The following is an 18,372-nucleotide window of genomic DNA, read 5'->3' as shown; positions in this document are numbered from 1 at the left end:
ATCCTCTTATCTTTTCATCTTTTTTATTTCTGCCTTTTTGTGAAAAGTGGAACCATATTCTTCGGCAGTTTTGCGAGCAGCCTTCCAAAGCAATCCAATACCTTCACCTATAACCTGACGTGTTTCTTCATCCTCATCAGATAAAGTTTGCAAAGTTTTGAATGCATTGTGTGTGGATAAAACCACTTCGCCTTCTTCATCGGTATGTGTTTGGTCTAACAATTCAAATAGGGTATTTACAAAGATTTCACGTTTTTGAATGGTCAAATGGCCTAGGAAACTTTTCAATGTTTTATCTACCAAACGACTACCAGTGGAAACATCCTCCAAACAGATGAAATGGTTGGCAACAATACCCCAAGAGTATGGGTCATGTTGGAACAATCCCTTTTCGCTGCTTTGTACCACAAAATGGGAACCTTCTTGTTGCAAAATCAAACCTATAATGGAAGATTCAGGAATGTAAGACTCCAATTTCTCCAAAATGGTTTGATACCCAGAAAATTGTAACATCCCTTGGTGGAACCCTGGTCCATCAAAGGTATAAATTTTGATCAATCGTTCTTGCAAAGCAGGTGGTGCAATGGATGCTGCAAATACAGCCAAATTACCACCTTTGGAATGTCCACCAACACGAATATTACCATCAAATTTCTTGGAAACATGCAACAAATAGGCAGCAGCTCCAATTTGTGCTGGAATACATTCACGGAAGGTCATATGGAAATCTTCTTTCCAACCAACAAGGGACATATCTGTGCCACGATAGGCAACAAAGATAGAACCATCTTCCAATAAAAGGGTGATTGCAGAAAATTGTGCAACCAATTCACGGTCTACATGGTTGACATGCAAGCAAATTTGCACATCTTGAAATCGTCTGCATTTCCCAAGGAGTTGCAACAAAACCACATCACGAGGGTCACGCATACGCAATTTTTCTTGTGGCAATTCTCGTATCAAATATGCAAGTTCTGCCAAAGAAATGGGTGTTGTATCATAATATTCCAAAACTTCATCCAAAAAATGATATGACAAACAAGACAAAATCAAGCCATCCACTTCTGAAAATGGAGATTGTTCCATAGACAAATCACCACGCCAAGAAAGATACTCAAAAATCGTATTCATACAAATCAACTCCTTGATGTATTTGTTTTATGCTTTTGGTGCTTTTGGCAATTCGATGACTGGTTTTGTTTTTGATTGACGGAACAAAACAAATTTGTTGCCAATGACTTGTACCACTTCAGAACCGGTTCTGCTAGAAAGCATTTCAGCTGCTTCACGTGGTCCCAACATATTGTTGTCCAAAACGTTGATTTTAATCAATTCTCTTGCTTCCAAAGCAGTGTGTACTGTTTCACGCAATTCAGGTGTTACACCATTTTTACCTACTTGGAAAATGGCATCCATACCATTTGCCATAGAGCGCAAATATGCACGTTGTTTACTTGTTAACATAATATTCCTCCAAATTCTTTTCTTCTATAATATTTCGATAATCTTTAACATCATAGCATATAGAAAGTGGATTTGCAATGAAGAACCAAGGAAAACACCCCAAAACCCTGATATATTCAGTAATTTGTAAGAAATAGGATGGTAGGGAAGAAAAAATTCATTGTAAAATAGACGGTTAGAATGTGTAATGGTTTTTATTTACATAGGGATTATGCTTATAATCTTCGCTTGGCGAAGATTGACTAATGACTAAAGGTGAATGGTGAATGACTAAAAAACAAAATAACAATTGCATCATATTTGTGAATTTTTTTTGTAGAGGTACCATTTTGATTCCTGTAAATGCTGAATGAATCGCATTCTGTAGGGGATGGCGTCTTCGACATCCCGTTTGATGAAGTGTATTCAAGTCATTCACCATTCACCATTAGTTTTTAGCCTTATATTTTACCCCATAAAATATAAATAATCTCTAAGTCATAATTTCATATTTTATGTAAAAAAACATTGAAAAACATAGAAGTTAGTCATAGATAATTTTTTTATTGACAAAATATAAAACGGGTAGTAGAATGTAATTCGAGAATTATTCGCAAATTGAAAGAGGGGACTTGCAATGGCGTATATGACAAAACAAAGAAGAATCTTGTTGGATTTTTTCAGTAGGCATCCACATCAAATTTTTTCTGTAACACAAATTTTGGAAGAATTTCGTGGTGAAAAAATCAGTACCAGTGCAATTTATCGTAATTTGGCAGAGCTTGCATCATCTGGTGAAATTGAAAAAATCAGCAGAAGTGGCACAAGAGAAGCCTGCTATCAGTATGTAAATGCTGTGACTTGTCAAAATCAAATTCATTTGGTTTGTAGAAAATGTGAAAAGGCTATTCACATGAATCCAGAACTGGTAGAAATTTTGGCACATCACCTTTTGATAGAAGACGAGTTTGTTGTGGATAAAACCAAAACTACAATTCTTGGGGTTTGCAAAAATTGTAGGCAGAAAACAAAAGAGGAGTCAATTATAGGCTCAAAATAGAAGTGATTTTGAAGGAGAATGTTATGAAAAAATGGATTGCAACACTTACAACAATGGTGATGACAATGAGTCTTTTGGCAGGTTGTGGCGGTAGTAGCGCTACAGCAACACCAAAAGTAGAAACAGATGATAAATTGAGCGTAGTGACAACAATTTTTCCAATTTATGATTGGACAAAAGAAATTTTAGGCGAAAACTTGGAAAATGTGGACTTGACTATGCTTATGAACAATGGTGTAGATTTCCATAGCTACCAAGCAATCACAAATGATATGATTGCAATTGCAGAATGCGATTTGTTCATTTATGTAGGTGGCGAATCTGATACATGGGTGCCAGCAGCACTTGCAAATGCAACCAACCCAGATATGCAAGTCATCAATTTGATGGATGTTTTGGGTGATTCTGTGAAGGTGGAAGAATTGGTAGAAGGTATGGAAGAAACAGAACATGCACATTCCCATGCAGAAGATGAAGAAGATCATGACCATGACCATGAAGAAGAAGACCATGTTCATGCAGAAGGTGAAGAACACGATCATGAAGAAGACCACGTACATGTAGAAGGCGAAGAACATGACCACGATCATGAAGAAGAATCGGTGATAGAAGAAGAACATGACCATGATCATGAAGATGAAGACGAAGCAGTGGTTGCAGAAGAAGACCATGACCACAATCACGCAGAAGAAGGCGAATTGGATGAACATGTTTGGCTATCTTTGCAAAATGCAGAAATGATTTGTAAAGCAATCACAGAAGCTTTGACTTCTTTGGATGCTGAAAATGCAGATACATATACAGCAAATTTGGAAGCATATGTTGCACAATTGCAAGAATTGGATGCAGAATATGAAGCAGTTGTTGCAGCTGGCACACAAAACACAATTTTGTTTGGAGATCGTTTCCCATTCAGATATCTTGTAGATGATTATGGTTTGGAATACTACGCAGCATTTGTAGGTTGTTCTGCAGAAACAGAAGCAAGCTTTGAAACCATTGCATTCTTGGCTGGCAAAGTAGATGAATTGCAACTTTCCACAGTTATGACAATTGAAGGTACAACACACAAAATTGCAGAAACAGTGGTTGCAAGTACACAAACAAAAGATCAGACAGTACTTTCTGTAAACTCTATGCAATCTGTAGCAGCGAGCGATATTGCAGATGGAAAAACATACCTTTCCATTATGGAAGAAAACTTGCAAGTGCTTACAGAAGCATTGGCATAAGGAGGCAATTATGGCACAACTGATTTGTAAAAATGTAACCCTCGGTTACGATGGTGTTGCGGTTTTGGAAGACTTGAATTTTCAAGTGAACCAAGGGGATTATCTTTGTATCATCGGAGAAAATGGAACAGGCAAAACCACTTTGATGAAAGCAATTTTAGGTTTGAGAAAACAAATGTTAGGTGAAATTTCATGGTCTGATGGTGTAGCAACCAACGAAATTGGATATTTGACACAACAAAGTGAAATCCAAAGAGAATTTCCAGCATCTGTAAAAGAAGTGGTATTTTCTGGATTCCAAAGCAAGTGTGGTTTGCGACCATTCTATAAGAAAGAAGAAAAACAATTGGCAACCCAAATCATGGAGAAATTGGGTGTAGATGTCTTTGCTGGCAAATGCTACCGTGAACTTTCTGGTGGTCAACAACAACGTGTATTGCTTGCAAGAGCCTTGTGTGCTACACAAAAAATCTTGTTTTTGGATGAACCTGTTACTGGACTTGACCCAAAAGTCAGTGTGGAAATGTACGATGTATTCCAACGATTGAACCAAGAAGATGGCGTAACCATCATTATGATTTCCCATGATGTGCAAACTTCCTTGGAGTATGCAACCCATATTTTACAAATCGGTGAAACCATATTCTTTGGCACAAAAGAAGAATATGTGGCAAAATTGAACGCAGAAGGGATGTGTGCTTGTGGTTGCAGTCATTGATAAACTTGTATTGTACATGCAATATCCATTTGTGGTCTATGCCATCATCACAGGGGTCTTAATTGCCCTTTGTTCCTCTTTGTTGGGTGTCACATTGGTTTTGAAACGTTTCTCTTATATTGGAGATGGCTTGTCACATGTTGCCTTTGGTGCAATGGCAATTGCCAGTATTTTGAATATCACAAACGATATGCCATTGATTTTGTGTATCACAATCGTATGTGCAATTTTATTGCTTTGCACAGGTCAAAATGTGAAAATCAAAGGGGATACTTCCATTGCAATGATGTCTGTTGGTGCAATGGCAATTGGGTATTTGCTCATCAATGTATTTTCTACTTCAGCCAACTTGGCAGGAGATGTTTGTAGCACATTGTTTGGTGCAACTTCGATTTTGACCTTATCCAAATCTGATGTAGTTTTGTGTATTGTCTTATCAGCCATTGTAATTTTATTGTTTACCATTTGTTATCAAAAAATCTTTGCAGTTACATTTGATGAAACCTTTGCGAAAGCAATTGGCACAAAAGTTTCTGCATATAATTTCTTGATTGCTGTAGTAACTGCTGTTATAATAGTTTTATCTATGCGTTTGGTGGGAACCTTGCTCATTACTGCTTTGGTGATTTTTCCAGGGGTATCTGCTATGCGTGTATGTAAAAGTTTTCGGTCAGTTACCATATGTGCAGCGATCATTTCTGTAATCTGTGCAGTGTTGGGTCTATTTGTTTCTATTTTGGCAGGAACACCAGTGGGCTCTACCATTGTTGCAGCAGATATCGTGGCATTTGGGGTATTTTCCTTGGTGGGATATTTGAAAAAGAGGTAAACATATGAAAAAAACAATCTGTATTTTGATGGCTTGTATGATGGTATTTGGAACTGCTTGCGGAAAAGAAGATACATCTGTGGAGGTATCGGTGGATGCAACTACAGAAGAGGTAGAAGAATCCAAGAAAGTAATGATAGTGGATGCAGATGCAGTGGAGATAGAAGAAAGCACATCTGAAACACCAGAAATTACACCAGAAGAAACGATTGTAGAAGAAGTTTTGGAAGAATTGATGGAAGAAGTTGTAGAAGAACCTGTTGTTGAGGAAGTGGAAGAACCCATTATGGAAGAACCAGTCCAAGAAGAAATGACGACAGAACGTCAAATTGATGTGGATTTGACCACCCTGAGTGCCATTATGGTCTATGCAGAGGTGTTCAATATTGTCAGCAATCCAGAAGCATATGAAGGCAAAACCATACGTATGAATGGACCATGTTTCACATATGAAAATCCAGATACAGGTGAAGTGTTCTACGCTGTCATCATTCAAGACGCAACTGCTTGTTGTACACAAGGTTTGGAATTTATTTTGGCAGATGGATACACATATCCAGCACCAGATGAAATGATTACCGTTGTAGGTGAAGTGGAAGTGTTTGAAGATTTTGGGTTCACTTTCTGTCGCATCAAAAATGCTATATTGCAATAAAATCTGTTGTCTACAGGAGTCTTAGAGCTTACAAAAATCTTAAAATTACATAAAATACAAAAGGGGCATTGACAATTTGTTGATGTCCCTTTATGATGTGTGAACATAGATAAAATTGGAGATTTTTGGAGGGGAATATGAACCAAAAAACAAAGGGGATTGTATTGGTTTTAACTGCAGCGTGCCTGTGGGGGTGTATGGGAATCATTGTGCGTGGACTCAACGGATTGGGCTACAGCAGTGTGGACATTGCGTTCATTCGTTGTATTTCGGCAGGCGTTGGATTTTGTGCATATCAAAAAATTAAGACGCCAGATGTTTTGCGTATTGATAAAAAAGGGATTTTGATTGGACTTTTGTATGGCGTTATTGCCTGTGGAATTAGCTATATTGGTTATGGATTTGCGGTGCAAAGAATACCGGTGGCAGTTGCAACGGTTTTGATGTTTTTGAATCCAGCGTGGGTTGCGATTTTTGGCAAAATTTTCTTTAAGGATATTTTGGGAAGGGTTAAAATTTGTGGCGTAATTGTTTGTTTGATTGGTGCTATTTTGGTATCAGACGTATTGCATATAGAAGGTGTGAGATTGGATATTCTTGGTATATTGGCAGCCATTGCCAATAGCTTGGGGCGTGCATCACAGATATTAATTCCAAGATATTTTGCAGATCGATATAGTAGAGATTCTATGCTGATATATGGGTTTTTCGGCGGTGCGTTGTTCTTGATACCGGGAATTGATGGTGAATTGCTTTTGGAGGGATTTAGCAGCGGCATGGTTGGGCAATTTGTGTTGTATGGATTTTGTGCAGGTATTTTATGTACCATGGTAGCCAATGTGTTCTATGTAAAGGCTTCTATGTATATTGACACAACAACAACGAGCATACTGGCTGCCATAGAAATTGTAGTGAGTGTAGTTATAGGTGCATTGGTTTTCCATGAAGTGTTGAATATTTTGCAAACTGTAGGTATTGTTGTGGTGATGTTGGGTGCCTCGGTACCACCTTTATGGGAGCTTTTTGGCAATGGGGAATGTGGAAGTGATTTGGAACAAGCAGTGGAATAATCCGATATAAAAATAGATGATTTTGGAGGGGAATATGAACCAAAAAACAAAGGGAATCACATTGGTTTTGATAGCAGCTTGCTTATGGGGCGTTATGGGTGTATTTGTACGTGGGCTCAATGGCTTGGGCTATAGTAGTGTGGACATTGCATGCATTCGTTGTTTGGCAGCAGGTGCAGTCTTTTTTGCATATCAAAAGATCAAACATCCACAAATTTTGAAAATAGATAGAAAAGGTCTCATCATCAGTTTGGCGTATGGTGCAGTTGCATATGGCATCAGTTTCATCAGCTATGGTGCTTCTGTGGAACGAATTCCAATTGCAGTTGCAACGGTTTTGATGTTTATGAGTCCTTTATGGGTTGCATTATTGGGACGCATCTTCTTTGGAGATGTGTTGAGCAAAGCAAAGATGATTGGAATTGTCGTTTGTATGATGGGTGCAGTTATGGTATCCAATTTGTTGGCAGTTGGTGGTGTGAAGTTAGATGGATTTGGTGTATTTGCAGGTGCAATCAATGGTTTGGGTGTTGCATTACAATTGTTGATACCAAGATACTATGCAGAACGCTACAATCGAGACACCATGTTGGTATATGGATTCTTTGGTGGTGCTTTGATTTTGTTGGTGGGAACTGATTTCTCTGTAATTGCAAACAGTTTTGCAACTGCTGTTGTTGGAGAAACCATATTACATATTTTTGGTATTGGAATTTTGTGTACTATGATTGCCAATGTATTTTATGTGAAATCTTCTATGTATATAGATGCTACTACAACCAGTATTTTGGCAGCTTTGGAAATTGTGGTCAGTGTGGTGGTTGGGGTTTTGGTGTTCCAAGAAACATTGAGTTTGATACAAGGAATGGGTGCTGTTATTGTAGTCTTGGGTGCTTTGGTACCCTCCATACAAGAAATGAGAAAATAGAGTTTCAGATGGTGTGGTGGCAAATGTCATTGCACTATTTTTTGAAAAATTACATAAAAAACCACCCATACAATTGCCTAAACAGTTGAGGGTGGTATATCGCATCTTATTTGATGATGGTTTCGTATTTTTTGACGAAACAAATTCCACTGGTACCAGGACCTGTGTGTGAAGAAATGGTGGCGCCAATTTGATAAGGTTCACCAAAATCAACAGTTGGGAATGCTTCTTTTGCAGAAACAGTGAATTCTTTTAAGACTTCCCAATCGTTGGTGGTAGCAGTTGCCATTGCATAATCAGAAGGGTCTTCACCAGTTTCTGTGAAATATGCTTTTGTCATATCCAATATCTTTTGAAATGCTTTGTGTTGGCTTCTGGAAACACCACTTGCAACAATTTCACCATTTTTCAATGTGATGAGTGGTTTGATTTTCAAAATACTACCAGAAATGGAAGCAACTTTGCCAATTCTGCCACCAGCTTCCAAGTAACTCAAATCACCAACCAAGAAATTGATTCTGGAAGTGATTTTTGCTTCTTCTACATATGCTAGGGCTTCAGCCAAAGATTTGCCATCTTGTTGCATTCTACCCATTTCAGTCACCAAAATAGCTTGACCAATGGTTGCTTGCTGTGAATCTACAATATGAATGGTTGCTTCTGGGAAATCTTCTTCCAACATTTGTTTTGCAGTCATGGCAGCTTGCAAAGAGCTACTCAAAGTGGTGCTGATGGTCAAACAAATGATATCTTTATCAGCTTGGAGTGCAGGCAAAAAAGCATCCATATAATCTTGTACAGATGGTAGAGATGTTTTTGGATAACATTTGCCTTCTGTCAATACTTTATAATAATCATCCAAAGGGAGCTCTACAACTTCTTTACGGTACGTTTCGTGATCCAAAGAAACATAAAATGGAACCAACCCAATGCCATATTTTTCTTGATTTTTAGTACCAATGTCACAAGCACCATCACTAAATATTTGAAATTTTCTCATTATATCCTCCTGTGCTCAATTGTAGGTTCATTTAAATATTGAGCCAACCTATTTCATCACTTCCCAATCACATAATTGGTGTATTATAGTATATTGTACTAAAGGAGTTGGGGAAATGCAAGGATTTTCTATGAGAAAAGTGTATGAAAGTGAATAAAAGAAAGAAAAAATTTCCAAAGGGTGCATATTTTTCATCAATTCAGGTCAAACTATTGCCATAGGAGGTGGTGGTATGTTTGCCAAAGGAGAAAAAATCGTATATCCATTACACGGTGCAGGAAATGTCATAGACATCAAAACCATCAATGAAGTGGAGTATATTTTGATTGCAATACCAATGGAAAATTTGTATATTCGCATTCCAAGAAAAAATTCACTGGAAATGGGTGTACGCAAACCAGAGGAAAAGGAACAAGTAGAAAAAATTTTAGTACGTGTGGGTTGTGGCAATTTCAGAGCATCAGACAATTGGAATTTACGTTACAAAGAGAATTTATCTAAGATGAAAACAGGAAAATTGGAAGAAGTTGCCGAAGTTGTAAAAATCTTGATGGAATATGAAAAGAAAAAGAAACTTTCTTATATGGAGTCTCGTATGTATTGTATGGCAAAACAAATTGTGCTCAGTGAATTATGCATGGTTTATGAAATAAATACAAAAAATGCAGAGGATTTGCTTGCAATCTGGCTGAAAAATTGATACTATTTAATATAGCGACATATACCATTTGGGTGGGTTGCAAAAAAGAAAGGAGGTGTGTGTGTGAAGCGTGCAGTGAAAATACTGATGAGTTTAATCGTTATGGCTGGTGCATACGGTTTGTTCCATGTGATTTTTATCTCTAGAATGATACCTTGGGCATTTGAAGTGCCTTTTTGGGTTCCCGTATTGCTTTCTTTGTTTACCGGACTTATATTTTATTTCATATTATCTTCGCTACTAACGAATTTGATTTTGAAACGTATTTCTCAGACAGAAGACACTTTGACCAAAATGAATCCAAAGGAATTGGGATTTACAGTTTTGGGAATTGTCATCGGTTTGGTTGTTGCAAACTTGATTGGTCTTGCATTCAGTGGATTTGGAGCTTTGGGAACACTAATTGTTGTTTTGCTCAATATCACATGTGGTTTCTTGGGGATGCGAGTTGCCAGAAGAAAAAAAGATGAATTTAATGTACGTTGGTTGCAAAAGATTTTGGTGCCAAATGCAGTGCCAACAGAAACAGCAGCTGTGTATGGTAGACCTAAAATTTTGGATACAAGTGTCATCATCGATGGACGTATTTTGGATTTGTTGCAAACAGGGTTCATTGAAGGCAGTATCATCATTCCAGATTTTGTGTTGCAAGAATTGCGACATATTGCAGACTCAGCAGATGGTTTGAAGAGAAATCGTGGTAGACGTGGTTTGGATATTTTGAATGAAATCCAAAAACAAGTGGCAGTCAATGTGGAAATTAGAAACTATACCACAAAAGTGCCCATGGAAGTGGATGCTATGTTGTTGAAAATGGGCGAAGAAATGGATGCTTTTGTTGTAACAAATGATTATAACCTCAATAAGGTTGCAGAATTCCAAGGTGTTCGAGTTTTGAACATCAACGAATTGGCAAATGCAATCAAACCTGTGGTACTTCCTGGTGAAGAAATGCAAGTCACCATTATCAAAATGGGTAAAGAACAAGGTCAAGGTGTTGCATATTTGAATGATGGCACTATGATTGTTGTTGACGGTGGCAATAAATTCATTGGAGAAACCAAAATGGTTGTGGTAACAAGTGTATTGCAAACAGCGGCAGGACGTATGATTTTTGCCAAAATGATTTCCAATACATAATTCAGAGTACAATTGATAAGAGTCCTAGGAAACTAGGGCTTTTTTGATAATGCTATGTGGTCAGGAGTGTGATACATGTGTATTTTTTGGGACTGATATTTTGTGGTGCAATTATGCTTTATGTTGTCTTAGTGGATATCTTTAGTACCATTTTGATGATGACCGGTTTGAGTCGAGAAAAAGCAAGATTTCAAGTCATATCTTTGTTGACCACCAGTGGGTTTACCACCAGAGAAAGTGAACTCATTATGGGGCATAAGATAAGACGTAAAATTGCCAAATTGATCATGCTATTTGGATATATTTTTACAGCTACAGTTATGTCAACAGCTGTCAGTATGCTTTTGAGTTTCAATAATGCAGATCCAAAGAAAATGTTTGTTGCTGTCATAATTTTCTTGGCTTGTTTTGCAACTTTGATGGTTTTGAGAAACAACAAATATGTGGTTGATTTTATGGATAGTCGCATTGAATCCTGGTATATGAAACACATCCAACATGGTAAAAATATGATTATTCCCATTGAGGATTTGGGTTCTGTGGGTATTTTTGAAATACATATGCAAGATGTGCCAGAAACATTGGAAGGTAAAACATTGGCAGAACTGAGATTGCAAAAGGAAAATGAAGTTTTGGTATTGACCATAAGACAGAAAAAGAGTGCAACAGTGGTGGCAGGTGCATCAACAATCATCAAAGAAGGTAGTATCATTGTGGTTTTGGGCAATTTACATGATGTAGAAGCTGTATTCCATAAAGACTAATGAAAGTATATCCTTTGCAATGGAAAGGTGGAACCATAGAATGAAACAAAGTAAAAATGGTGTAGTCTTGGTGGCTGCTGGAAAAGGACAACGTATGGGTTTGGATATTCCAAAGCAATTTATTGTCATTGGAAACCAAGAAATTTTGGCACATACCGTTGCAAAATGGGAATTACATAAATCCATAGCAGAAATCGTTTTGGTGGTTGGATTGGAGGATATTTCCTTTGTAGAGGAATTGCGTCAGAAATACCAATGGTCAAAGGTGACTGCAATTGTAGCTGGTGGCAAAGAACGTGGCGATTCTGTTTGTGCAGGCATATCTGCTTTGTCAAAGGATATCGATGTGGTTTTGATTCATGATGGTGTACGTCCTTTTGTGACAGCAAATATGATTGACACATCCATAGAAAAGGCTTTGGAAATGGGTGCTTGTGTGGTTGGTGTTCCAGCTAAGGATACCATCAAACGTTGCAATACAGACGGTTTGGTTTTGGAAACACCCAAAAGAGAAGAACTGTGGCAAATACAAACACCACAAACATTCCAAAGGGATTTGATTACAAAGGCATATGCATTGGCACAAAAATCTGGCTTTGCAGGAACAGATGATGCATCCATTGCAGAATTTGCAGGGTATCCAGTCTGTGTAACCATGGGTAGCTATGGCAATATCAAAATAACAACAGAAGAAGATTTGTTTTTGGCAAACTGCTTCTTGAAGGAGGAAAAACCATGAAACAAGTGGTGATTTATACAGATGGTGCTTGCTCTGGTAATCCGGGAGCAGGTGGTTATGGAACGGTTTTGCTATTTGGAAGTGCAAGAAAAGAACTTTCAGGTGGCTTTTTGCAAACCACAAACAATCGTATGGAGCTTTTGGCAGTCATCAAAGGTCTGGAAGCATTGAAAGAACCTTGTGGGGTTACATTATACAGCGATTCTAAGTATGTTGTGGATGCCATTGCAAAAGGTTGGGCTACCAAATGGAGACGCCAAGGGTGGATGCGTAACAAGAAAGAAAAAGCGTCAAATGTAGACTTGTGGGAAAGACTTTTGTCCCTATTAGAAGTGCATACAGTGCAGTTTGTTTGGGTAAAGGGACATGCTGACAATGTGGAAAATGAGCGTTGTGACCAATTGGCACGTTTGGCAATCCTAGAAGATTCGTTGGATATTGACGAAAATTATCAAAAATTGGAAGACTAAATAATCACTATTTTATAAAAATTACATTGACAGGACTTCTAAAATATGGTAGTATTATTTAGTAAAGTTTTTATCTATATTTAGTAGGAGGATTTATCAATGAAAAAAGGTACAGTTAAATGGTTCAACGCAGAAAAAGGTTTCGGTTTTATTTCCGTTCCTGGTGAAGATGATGTATTCGTACATTTCTCCGCAATCCAAACAGAAGGCTACAAAACCCTTGAAGAAGGTCAAGAAGTAGAATTCGAAGTTGTTCAAGGTGCTAAAGGCCCTCAAGCAGCTAACGTAACACGTGCTTAATCTAAATTGATTCTGTATTGAGAATGCTTTTTTGCATTTATGATATATAATTTCTTGGTTATGCAACAACTCTCCAATTGGAGATGCAAAGGTGTAGACGATGTCTACACCTTTTTTATGTCCAATGCTATGAATTTGAAAAAGTATCTTGTACAAAAAGAAAAAAATCGCTATACTGAAGAGTAAGATGCGTTATATGCCCGCTTGGGGTGTAAAATATAGATGAATACTGAATGTACAAAAAGAAAGGTGAAATTATGAAAAATTTACTAGTGGCACAATCAGGCGGTCCTTCAGCAGCAATCAATGCAACTCTTTGTGGTGTTGTAGAAAAATGTCTTATGGATGGCAATGTAGATAAAATTTACGGTGCAAAACATGGGATTCAAGGGGTATTGGATGACGATTTGTTGGAATTGAATGGCATTTTGTCAGATGCACAATCTTTGCAATTGTTGTGTCAAACACCATCATCTGCCCTTGGTTCCTGTCGTTTGAAATTGGGTAAATGGGAAGAAAACGAAGCACAATATGAACAAATCATTTCTGTGTTCCGTAAATATAACATTGGATACTTTATATATATTGGTGGAAATGACTCCATGGATACCATCCACAAAGTGTCAGACTATTGTGCAGCAAAAAACATTACAGATATTGCAGTGATGGGTGCTCCAAAAACAATTGACAACGATTTGGCAGAAACAGACCACTGTCCAGGCTTTGCATCTGCTGCAAAATACATTGCAACTACCTTTGCAGAATTGTCTTGTGATTGCTCTGTATATTCCATTCCAGCAGTGACCATTGTTGAGGTGATGGGTAGAGATGCTGGTTGGTTGACTGCATCTTCTGCATTGGCTCGTGTCAATGGCGCATCAGCACCAGATTTGATTTACATTTGTGAATTGCCTTTTTCAAAAGAACAATTCTTGCAGGATGTACGTAATGAACTTGCAAAAAAACCAAATGTTGTGGTTGCCATCAGCGAAGGTATCAAAAACGAAGCTGGCGATTATGTAACATCTGATTTGGACAATAGAGGAACAGATGCATTTGGTCATAAGATTTTGGCAGGTGCAGGCAAATATTTGGAAGAAGTGGTGAAAGCTGAAATTGGTTGCAAAGTGAGAAGCATCGAGCTCAATTTGATGCAAAGATGTGCTTCCCATGTGGCAAGTGCAACAGATATCTATGAATCCAGAATGTTGGGATCTGCTGCTGCTGGTTATGCAATTGCTGGTGTTACAGGCAAAATGGCAATTGTACGCAGAACATCAGATGCACCATATCGTGTGGAATTTGACTATGCAGGCATCGAAAAAATTGCAAATAAAGTCAAAGAGGTGCCAAAAAATTGGATGAATCCAGAAGGCAATGATGTGACTGAAGAAATGATGGCATACCTACTTCCTTTGATCCAAGGGGAATTGCCATGTACCTATATCAATGGAGTACCAGCACACATTCGTTTGTTTTAAGCAATCAAAACCATAAATTATGTGAAGAAGCTGCCAATTAGGTGGCTTTTTTTGTTTTTGATACGAGGACAAATTTCTTTGTGTGTATTTGAAAATATGCAAGAAACAAATGAAAATCTTGTGAATTGGGGATAAAGCATAGAAAAATCATGTATTTAATAAGTTTTAATTGTAAGGAGTGCCTTTTTTTAGTATAATTTTAAATACTGGTTACAATATCACATAATGTGATTTGACAATAAAAGAAGAATATAAGGAGGTTTTAATTTGGGAGCAATAGAAGCGGGAATTGCTACGTTTAGTAGCTGGTTGTATAGTTATATTTTGATTATTTTGCTTTTGGGTGCAGGCATTTATTTTGCCATTCGTACAAAATTTGTACAGTTGCGTTTGTTTGGAGAATCCATTCGTGTGGTAGGTGAAAAGCCCACTGGAAACAATGGGGTATCTTCTTTCCAAGCGTTGATGGTTTCCACAGCATCTAGGGTTGGAACAGGCAACATCATTGGTGTATCCACAGCTATTTGTGTAGGTGGATATGGTGCAGTATTTTGGATGTGGGCAATTGCGATTATAGGTTCTGCATCTGCATTTGTGGAAAGTACATTGGCACAGATTTACAAACGTAAAAATCCAGAAGGTGGCAGCTATGGTGGACCTTCTTACTACATTGAAGATGCGCTCAAAAGTCGTGGTTTGGCAGTTGTGTTTGCGTGTTGTTTGATTTTCACTTATGCAATTGGATTCAACATGTTGGGCTCCTATAACTTGCAATCCACCTTTGCAGCATACGCATTTTACAATGCAAATACAACACCTTGGATTGTTGGTGGTGTTTTGGCACTTTTGGTAGGCTATTGCTTGTTTGGTGGTGGCAAAAGGGTGTTGCGTACCACTGGTATTTTGGTACCGATTATGGGTATTATCTATGTAATTGTTGCATGTGTAGTCATTGCTATGAATTACCACTTGGTGCCAACTGTTTTGGCTCGTATTTTCACAGAAGCATTTGATTTGGAAGCGATTTTTGGTGCTTTTGCTGGCTCTGCTGTGATGCAAGGAATCAAACGTGGTTTGTTCTCCAATGAAGCTGGTGTGGGTTCTGCGCCAAATGCAGCAGCTGTGGCAACAGTATCCCATCCAGTGAAACAAGGTTTGGTACAGATGTTGTCTGTGTTCATTGACACAGTTGTCATTTGTTCTGCAACCGCTTTGATGTGTTTGTGTACAGGTTTGGAACCAAATGCTGACTTGGCTGGTGCAGCATACATCCAAGAATCTTTGACAATGGTATTTGCTGGCAACTTTGGTCCAATTTTCATCACTGTGGCAATGGTATTGTTTGCATTTACCACACTTTTGGGTAATTCTCAACTTCCTGAAATTTACCCACTAAAACATTTATAGGTCTAGGACGTTTACAAAATCGTCCCAGACCTAATGTTTATTTACCTTCAAGAAACTTCAAAATGTCCTCGTAACTTCGTGTGCTATTCTCCATAGCTTCCAGTAACTCTTGTTTTTGCAGATCACTTTTCTTCTCCTGCAATGCAACTAACTCTGCTAGTGCTTCATCATATTTATCTTTACATTTGAATACATGTTCTTTAGCTCGTTCTATCTTTTCATCTATCGATATACTACGTCTTCCCATTTCTCTAATCCTCCTATGACTCTGCCAAAACAGCTCCTATTTCTTCTGATTTTCTTTTGATATAATTCGCATCAATTCCAAATGCCTTTAAAATCGTTTTTTGTGTTTTTGTTACTGCGTGATCTAGACGATAGCAATTATCTAAGTGCCTTGTCATCTCAATCTTTTCCAGTTCTTTTAATGCGGCTGGGACTGTCATGAAATTATGTTTCGTTTCACTTTCTTCCTCAGCATCTTTGAGGCTAGTATAAATCTTGCTACGTATAATTAATGCCACAAATGCAATGAAAAGCTTCGTCTCAGCTGATTCGTCCGATTGCACACGAAGCCCTCGATTTCCTAGGAATGACTTCTCAGCACTAAATAGTTTTTCTGAATTATCCCTACTTTTATATAATTCTAATGCATCTTTCGCTGACATCTTCTTAGATGTAATAATACAAAAATACCCACACATACGCATTTCATCACTGACTATATCTGTTTTTTCTCTTGCTACTGTAAATCGTTCATCCTCTTGTCCTGGATGGTGGTAAATTAAATCGAAATATTTCTCGAAACTCTTTGCTATAGTTACAGGCTTTCCTTCCATCTTTTTCAGTGTTCGTGCCATTTGATCTATTTTGTTTTCCAATAGTTCTCTTTCCATAAGATGTTTCTTAGTACTATAGTAAATATGAAAATATCGTTCTTTTTCATCAGATGGATACAAAAAATCTTTTATTGTAATTCCATTCACTTTGTATTTTCGAATACTTGTCTTTCTATCTTCTTCAAACTCACCTAAATGTTGACGGATAAGTGGCTGTACAATCTTCTTCATTCCCTTTACCATGATTACAAACTCATAGTTGTTCTTATCCATAAAGTGAATATTTTCTTTACTAAAGTATCCTCTATCTAAGATAAATCCAACTTTACGATATCCATATCCCTTTGCTCTCTCTAGCATGTATTGAAGTTGAGATATGTCAACTATACTTCCAGGATAATCCTCACAAAACAGAGGCTCTCTATTCGTTCTATCGTAGGCGATAGCATGATTAATAATCGGTTTATCATCCCCCGTTTTCGAATGTCCAAACTCTGCCAAATCTATATCACCTGCCTGACAGGTCATGTTAGTAGAATCATACGATATGTAAATCTGTTCCCTATGATTACGTGACGCATTCCATTCATTCAGAAATCCAACACTTTGATTTATTGTGATTTCACTAAGAAAATCAGATACTTTACTATCACTATAAATATGCATATCAGATGTAAAGAGCGGATGGTTATAAGCGTAGTCTGGATAATATTGTGCTGCGTTATTTTCTGCAATAATAGAGTATGTAACTAAATCCAAAAACAGATCCTCATTTTTACCAAGGATACGCTTTAGCATCGTATCAAGTTCATAGTCTTTAATAATCTTCTGTATCATCAAATATGAACCTATCCGAAGACAACAACTTCTTTTACTACGATCCTTTTTATCTGGTAGTTCTTTATCCGGAAAATATTTTAGATAGTTTGCATTGGGATACATTTTTTCAATATCCTCCTCGCATCGTCTCCCTATTGTAGTTCGTTTCGGAATCGTATATTGTTTTTCAGGTTTATATATTCGGTCATATTCATAATTAATGTACGTTACATCTTTTATCTTTTTCCTTGTGATTTTCCCCTTGCTCTCAGGTATTTCTACTGTAAAATCAAAGTACATACGCTCTCCTTTCTTAGTGAGTATACCCACTAAGAATAGTATACACTAAAAGCCCAGAAAAATCAATAGATTTGCCGATTTTACTGGACTTTATTGGGTTTTGTTTTTATTTAGTGTCAAAATTTCAGGAAGTTGAGAGTAATTTATTCTATGTGGATAGCTGTTTGACATTCATCAATAGAAAAGTACCTTCCAAAGGTTTCTTGACAGTGTATCGCATTCTTTGTATGTTGGTTATCTTTGTGGGTGCAGGTTTGACTGCTGATGTGGCTTGGAATATTGCAGATATTGCAATGGGCTTTATGGCACTGATCAACATTCCAGCATGTATCATTCTTTCCAAAGTGGCAGTGGCTGCTTGTAAAGATTATGAAAAACAAAAAAGAGAAGGAAAGAACCCAGTGTTTGTGGCGGAAGAAATTGGTTTGTCAGGATTGGAGTTCTGGAAAAAAGCGTAAACAATATATGAACACATGTC

General features: G+C 37.5%; 20 protein-coding genes and 1 pseudogene. 16 read left to right on the top strand and 5 right to left on the bottom strand.

The genetic code is table 11. The annotated features are described in order from the left end of the window. Positions 1-6: 6 nt before the first annotated feature. Together MJY40_RS09600 and yhbY are read right to left on the bottom strand one after the other, a co-directional pair. On the bottom strand, positions 7-1,131 hold the full coding sequence (locus MJY40_RS09600) for an Mbeg1-like protein (protein ID WP_317854024.1): 1,125 nt from the start codon (positions 1,129-1,131) through the stop codon (positions 7-9). Between the two features lie 27 nt (positions 1,132-1,158). Beyond that, complete coding sequence (yhbY, locus tag MJY40_RS09595) at positions 1,159-1,464, bottom strand: ribosome assembly RNA-binding protein YhbY (protein ID WP_317854023.1); 306 nt, start codon at positions 1,462-1,464, stop codon at positions 1,159-1,161. A gap of 616 nt (positions 1,465-2,080) precedes the next feature. Between yhbY and MJY40_RS09590 the strand changes: the two genes are divergently transcribed. The 7 genes from MJY40_RS09590 to MJY40_RS09560 all read left to right on the top strand — a co-directional run bounded on the left by MJY40_RS09590 (position 2,081) and on the right by MJY40_RS09560 (position 7,935). Then, positions 2,081-2,503, top strand: coding sequence for a Fur family transcriptional regulator (locus tag MJY40_RS09590; RefSeq protein ID WP_317854022.1), 423 nt, complete (start codon positions 2,081-2,083; stop codon positions 2,501-2,503). A gap of 23 nt (positions 2,504-2,526) precedes the next feature. Then, complete coding sequence (locus MJY40_RS09585; RefSeq protein ID WP_317854021.1) at positions 2,527-3,735, top strand: metal ABC transporter substrate-binding protein; 1,209 nt, start codon at positions 2,527-2,529, stop codon at positions 3,733-3,735. Positions 3,736-3,745: 10 nt separating this feature from the next. Then, positions 3,746-4,453, top strand: coding sequence for a metal ABC transporter ATP-binding protein (locus tag MJY40_RS09580; protein WP_317854020.1), 708 nt, complete (start codon positions 3,746-3,748; stop codon positions 4,451-4,453). 16 nt (positions 4,454-4,469) lie between these two features. Next, entirely contained in the window at positions 4,470-5,282 is an 813-nt protein-coding gene (locus MJY40_RS09575) for a metal ABC transporter permease (protein WP_416387500.1), read from the top strand. Between the two features lie 4 nt (positions 5,283-5,286). Next, positions 5,287-5,937: a hypothetical protein gene (locus MJY40_RS09570; RefSeq protein ID WP_317854019.1), complete on the top strand. Its 651-nt coding sequence runs from the start codon at positions 5,287-5,289 to the stop codon at positions 5,935-5,937. A gap of 137 nt (positions 5,938-6,074) precedes the next feature. Next, positions 6,075-7,007 (top strand): DMT family transporter, encoded by a 933-nt coding sequence (locus MJY40_RS09565; RefSeq protein ID WP_317854018.1) that lies wholly within the window; start codon positions 6,075-6,077, stop codon positions 7,005-7,007. Between the two features lie 34 nt (positions 7,008-7,041). Further along, complete coding sequence (locus MJY40_RS09560; protein WP_317854017.1) at positions 7,042-7,935, top strand: DMT family transporter; 894 nt, start codon at positions 7,042-7,044, stop codon at positions 7,933-7,935. A 106-nt stretch (positions 7,936-8,041) separates the two neighbouring features. Here MJY40_RS09560 and MJY40_RS09555 read toward each other — a convergent pair whose 3' ends face one another. Then, the gene (locus MJY40_RS09555; RefSeq protein WP_317854016.1) at positions 8,042-8,935 is read right to left on the bottom strand and encodes a DegV family protein; all 894 of its coding nucleotides are present in this window, start codon (positions 8,933-8,935) and stop codon (positions 8,042-8,044) included. 232 nt (positions 8,936-9,167) lie between these two features. Between MJY40_RS09555 and MJY40_RS09550 the strand changes: the two genes are divergently transcribed. From MJY40_RS09550 to MJY40_RS09515, 8 genes and pseudogenes are all read left to right on the top strand, one after another. Beyond that, on the top strand, positions 9,168-9,635 hold the full coding sequence (locus tag MJY40_RS09550) for a CarD family transcriptional regulator (protein WP_317854015.1): 468 nt from the start codon (positions 9,168-9,170) through the stop codon (positions 9,633-9,635). 63 nt (positions 9,636-9,698) lie between these two features. Beyond that, positions 9,699-10,775 carry a PIN/TRAM domain-containing protein gene (locus MJY40_RS09545; protein ID WP_317854014.1) on the top strand — a complete coding sequence of 359 codons (1,077 nt, stop codon included), beginning with the start codon at positions 9,699-9,701 and terminating at the stop codon, positions 10,773-10,775. Positions 10,776-10,852: 77 nt separating this feature from the next. After that, the gene (locus MJY40_RS09540; protein ID WP_317854013.1) at positions 10,853-11,539 is read left to right on the top strand and encodes a TrkA C-terminal domain-containing protein; all 687 of its coding nucleotides are present in this window, start codon (positions 10,853-10,855) and stop codon (positions 11,537-11,539) included. A 40-nt stretch (positions 11,540-11,579) separates the two neighbouring features. Further along, positions 11,580-12,278, top strand: coding sequence for a 2-C-methyl-D-erythritol 4-phosphate cytidylyltransferase (ispD, locus tag MJY40_RS09535; protein ID WP_317854012.1), 699 nt, complete (start codon positions 11,580-11,582; stop codon positions 12,276-12,278). Next, the gene (gene rnhA, locus MJY40_RS09530; protein WP_317854011.1) at positions 12,275-12,748 is read left to right on the top strand and encodes a ribonuclease HI; all 474 of its coding nucleotides are present in this window, start codon (positions 12,275-12,277) and stop codon (positions 12,746-12,748) included. The genes ispD and rnhA overlap by 4 nt, the downstream gene beginning before the upstream one ends. 99 nt (positions 12,749-12,847) lie before the next feature. After that, the gene (locus tag MJY40_RS09525) at positions 12,848-13,048 is read left to right on the top strand and encodes a cold-shock protein (RefSeq protein ID WP_317854010.1); all 201 of its coding nucleotides are present in this window, start codon (positions 12,848-12,850) and stop codon (positions 13,046-13,048) included. A 257-nt stretch (positions 13,049-13,305) separates the two neighbouring features. Beyond that, positions 13,306-14,529: a 6-phosphofructokinase gene (locus MJY40_RS09520; protein WP_317854009.1), complete on the top strand. Its 1,224-nt coding sequence runs from the start codon at positions 13,306-13,308 to the stop codon at positions 14,527-14,529. 276 nt (positions 14,530-14,805) lie between these two features. Continuing rightward, positions 14,806-15,897 (top strand): annotated as a pseudogene (locus MJY40_RS09515) (alanine/glycine:cation symporter family protein); the annotation flags it as partial. 76 nt (positions 15,898-15,973) lie between these two features. Here the strand turns inward: MJY40_RS09515 and MJY40_RS09510 are convergent. Both MJY40_RS09510 and MJY40_RS09505 read right to left on the bottom strand, forming a co-directional pair. After that, positions 15,974-16,183, bottom strand: coding sequence for an ErpK protein (locus MJY40_RS09510; protein WP_317853736.1), 210 nt, complete (start codon positions 16,181-16,183; stop codon positions 15,974-15,976). Between the two features lie 13 nt (positions 16,184-16,196). Beyond that, a complete protein-coding gene (locus tag MJY40_RS09505) occupies positions 16,197-17,894 on the bottom strand; it encodes an IS1634 family transposase (protein WP_317853737.1) in 1,698 nt (565 codons plus the stop codon). 164 nt (positions 17,895-18,058) lie between these two features. Between MJY40_RS09505 and MJY40_RS09500 the strand changes: the two genes are divergently transcribed. Continuing rightward, positions 18,059-18,352, top strand: a complete 294-nt coding sequence (locus MJY40_RS09500; RefSeq protein ID WP_317854008.1) for an alanine:cation symporter family protein — start codon at positions 18,059-18,061, stop codon at positions 18,350-18,352. The last annotated feature ends 20 nt before the right edge of the window (positions 18,353-18,372 follow it).

It is taken from the genome of Chakrabartyella piscis (genome assembly GCA_030067835.1).
GTDB lineage: Bacteria > Bacillota > Clostridia > Lachnospirales > Anaerotignaceae > Chakrabartyella > Chakrabartyella piscis.
The sequence above is the reverse complement of the archived record's forward strand: the minus strand, read 5'-3'. Positions and strand labels throughout refer to the sequence as shown.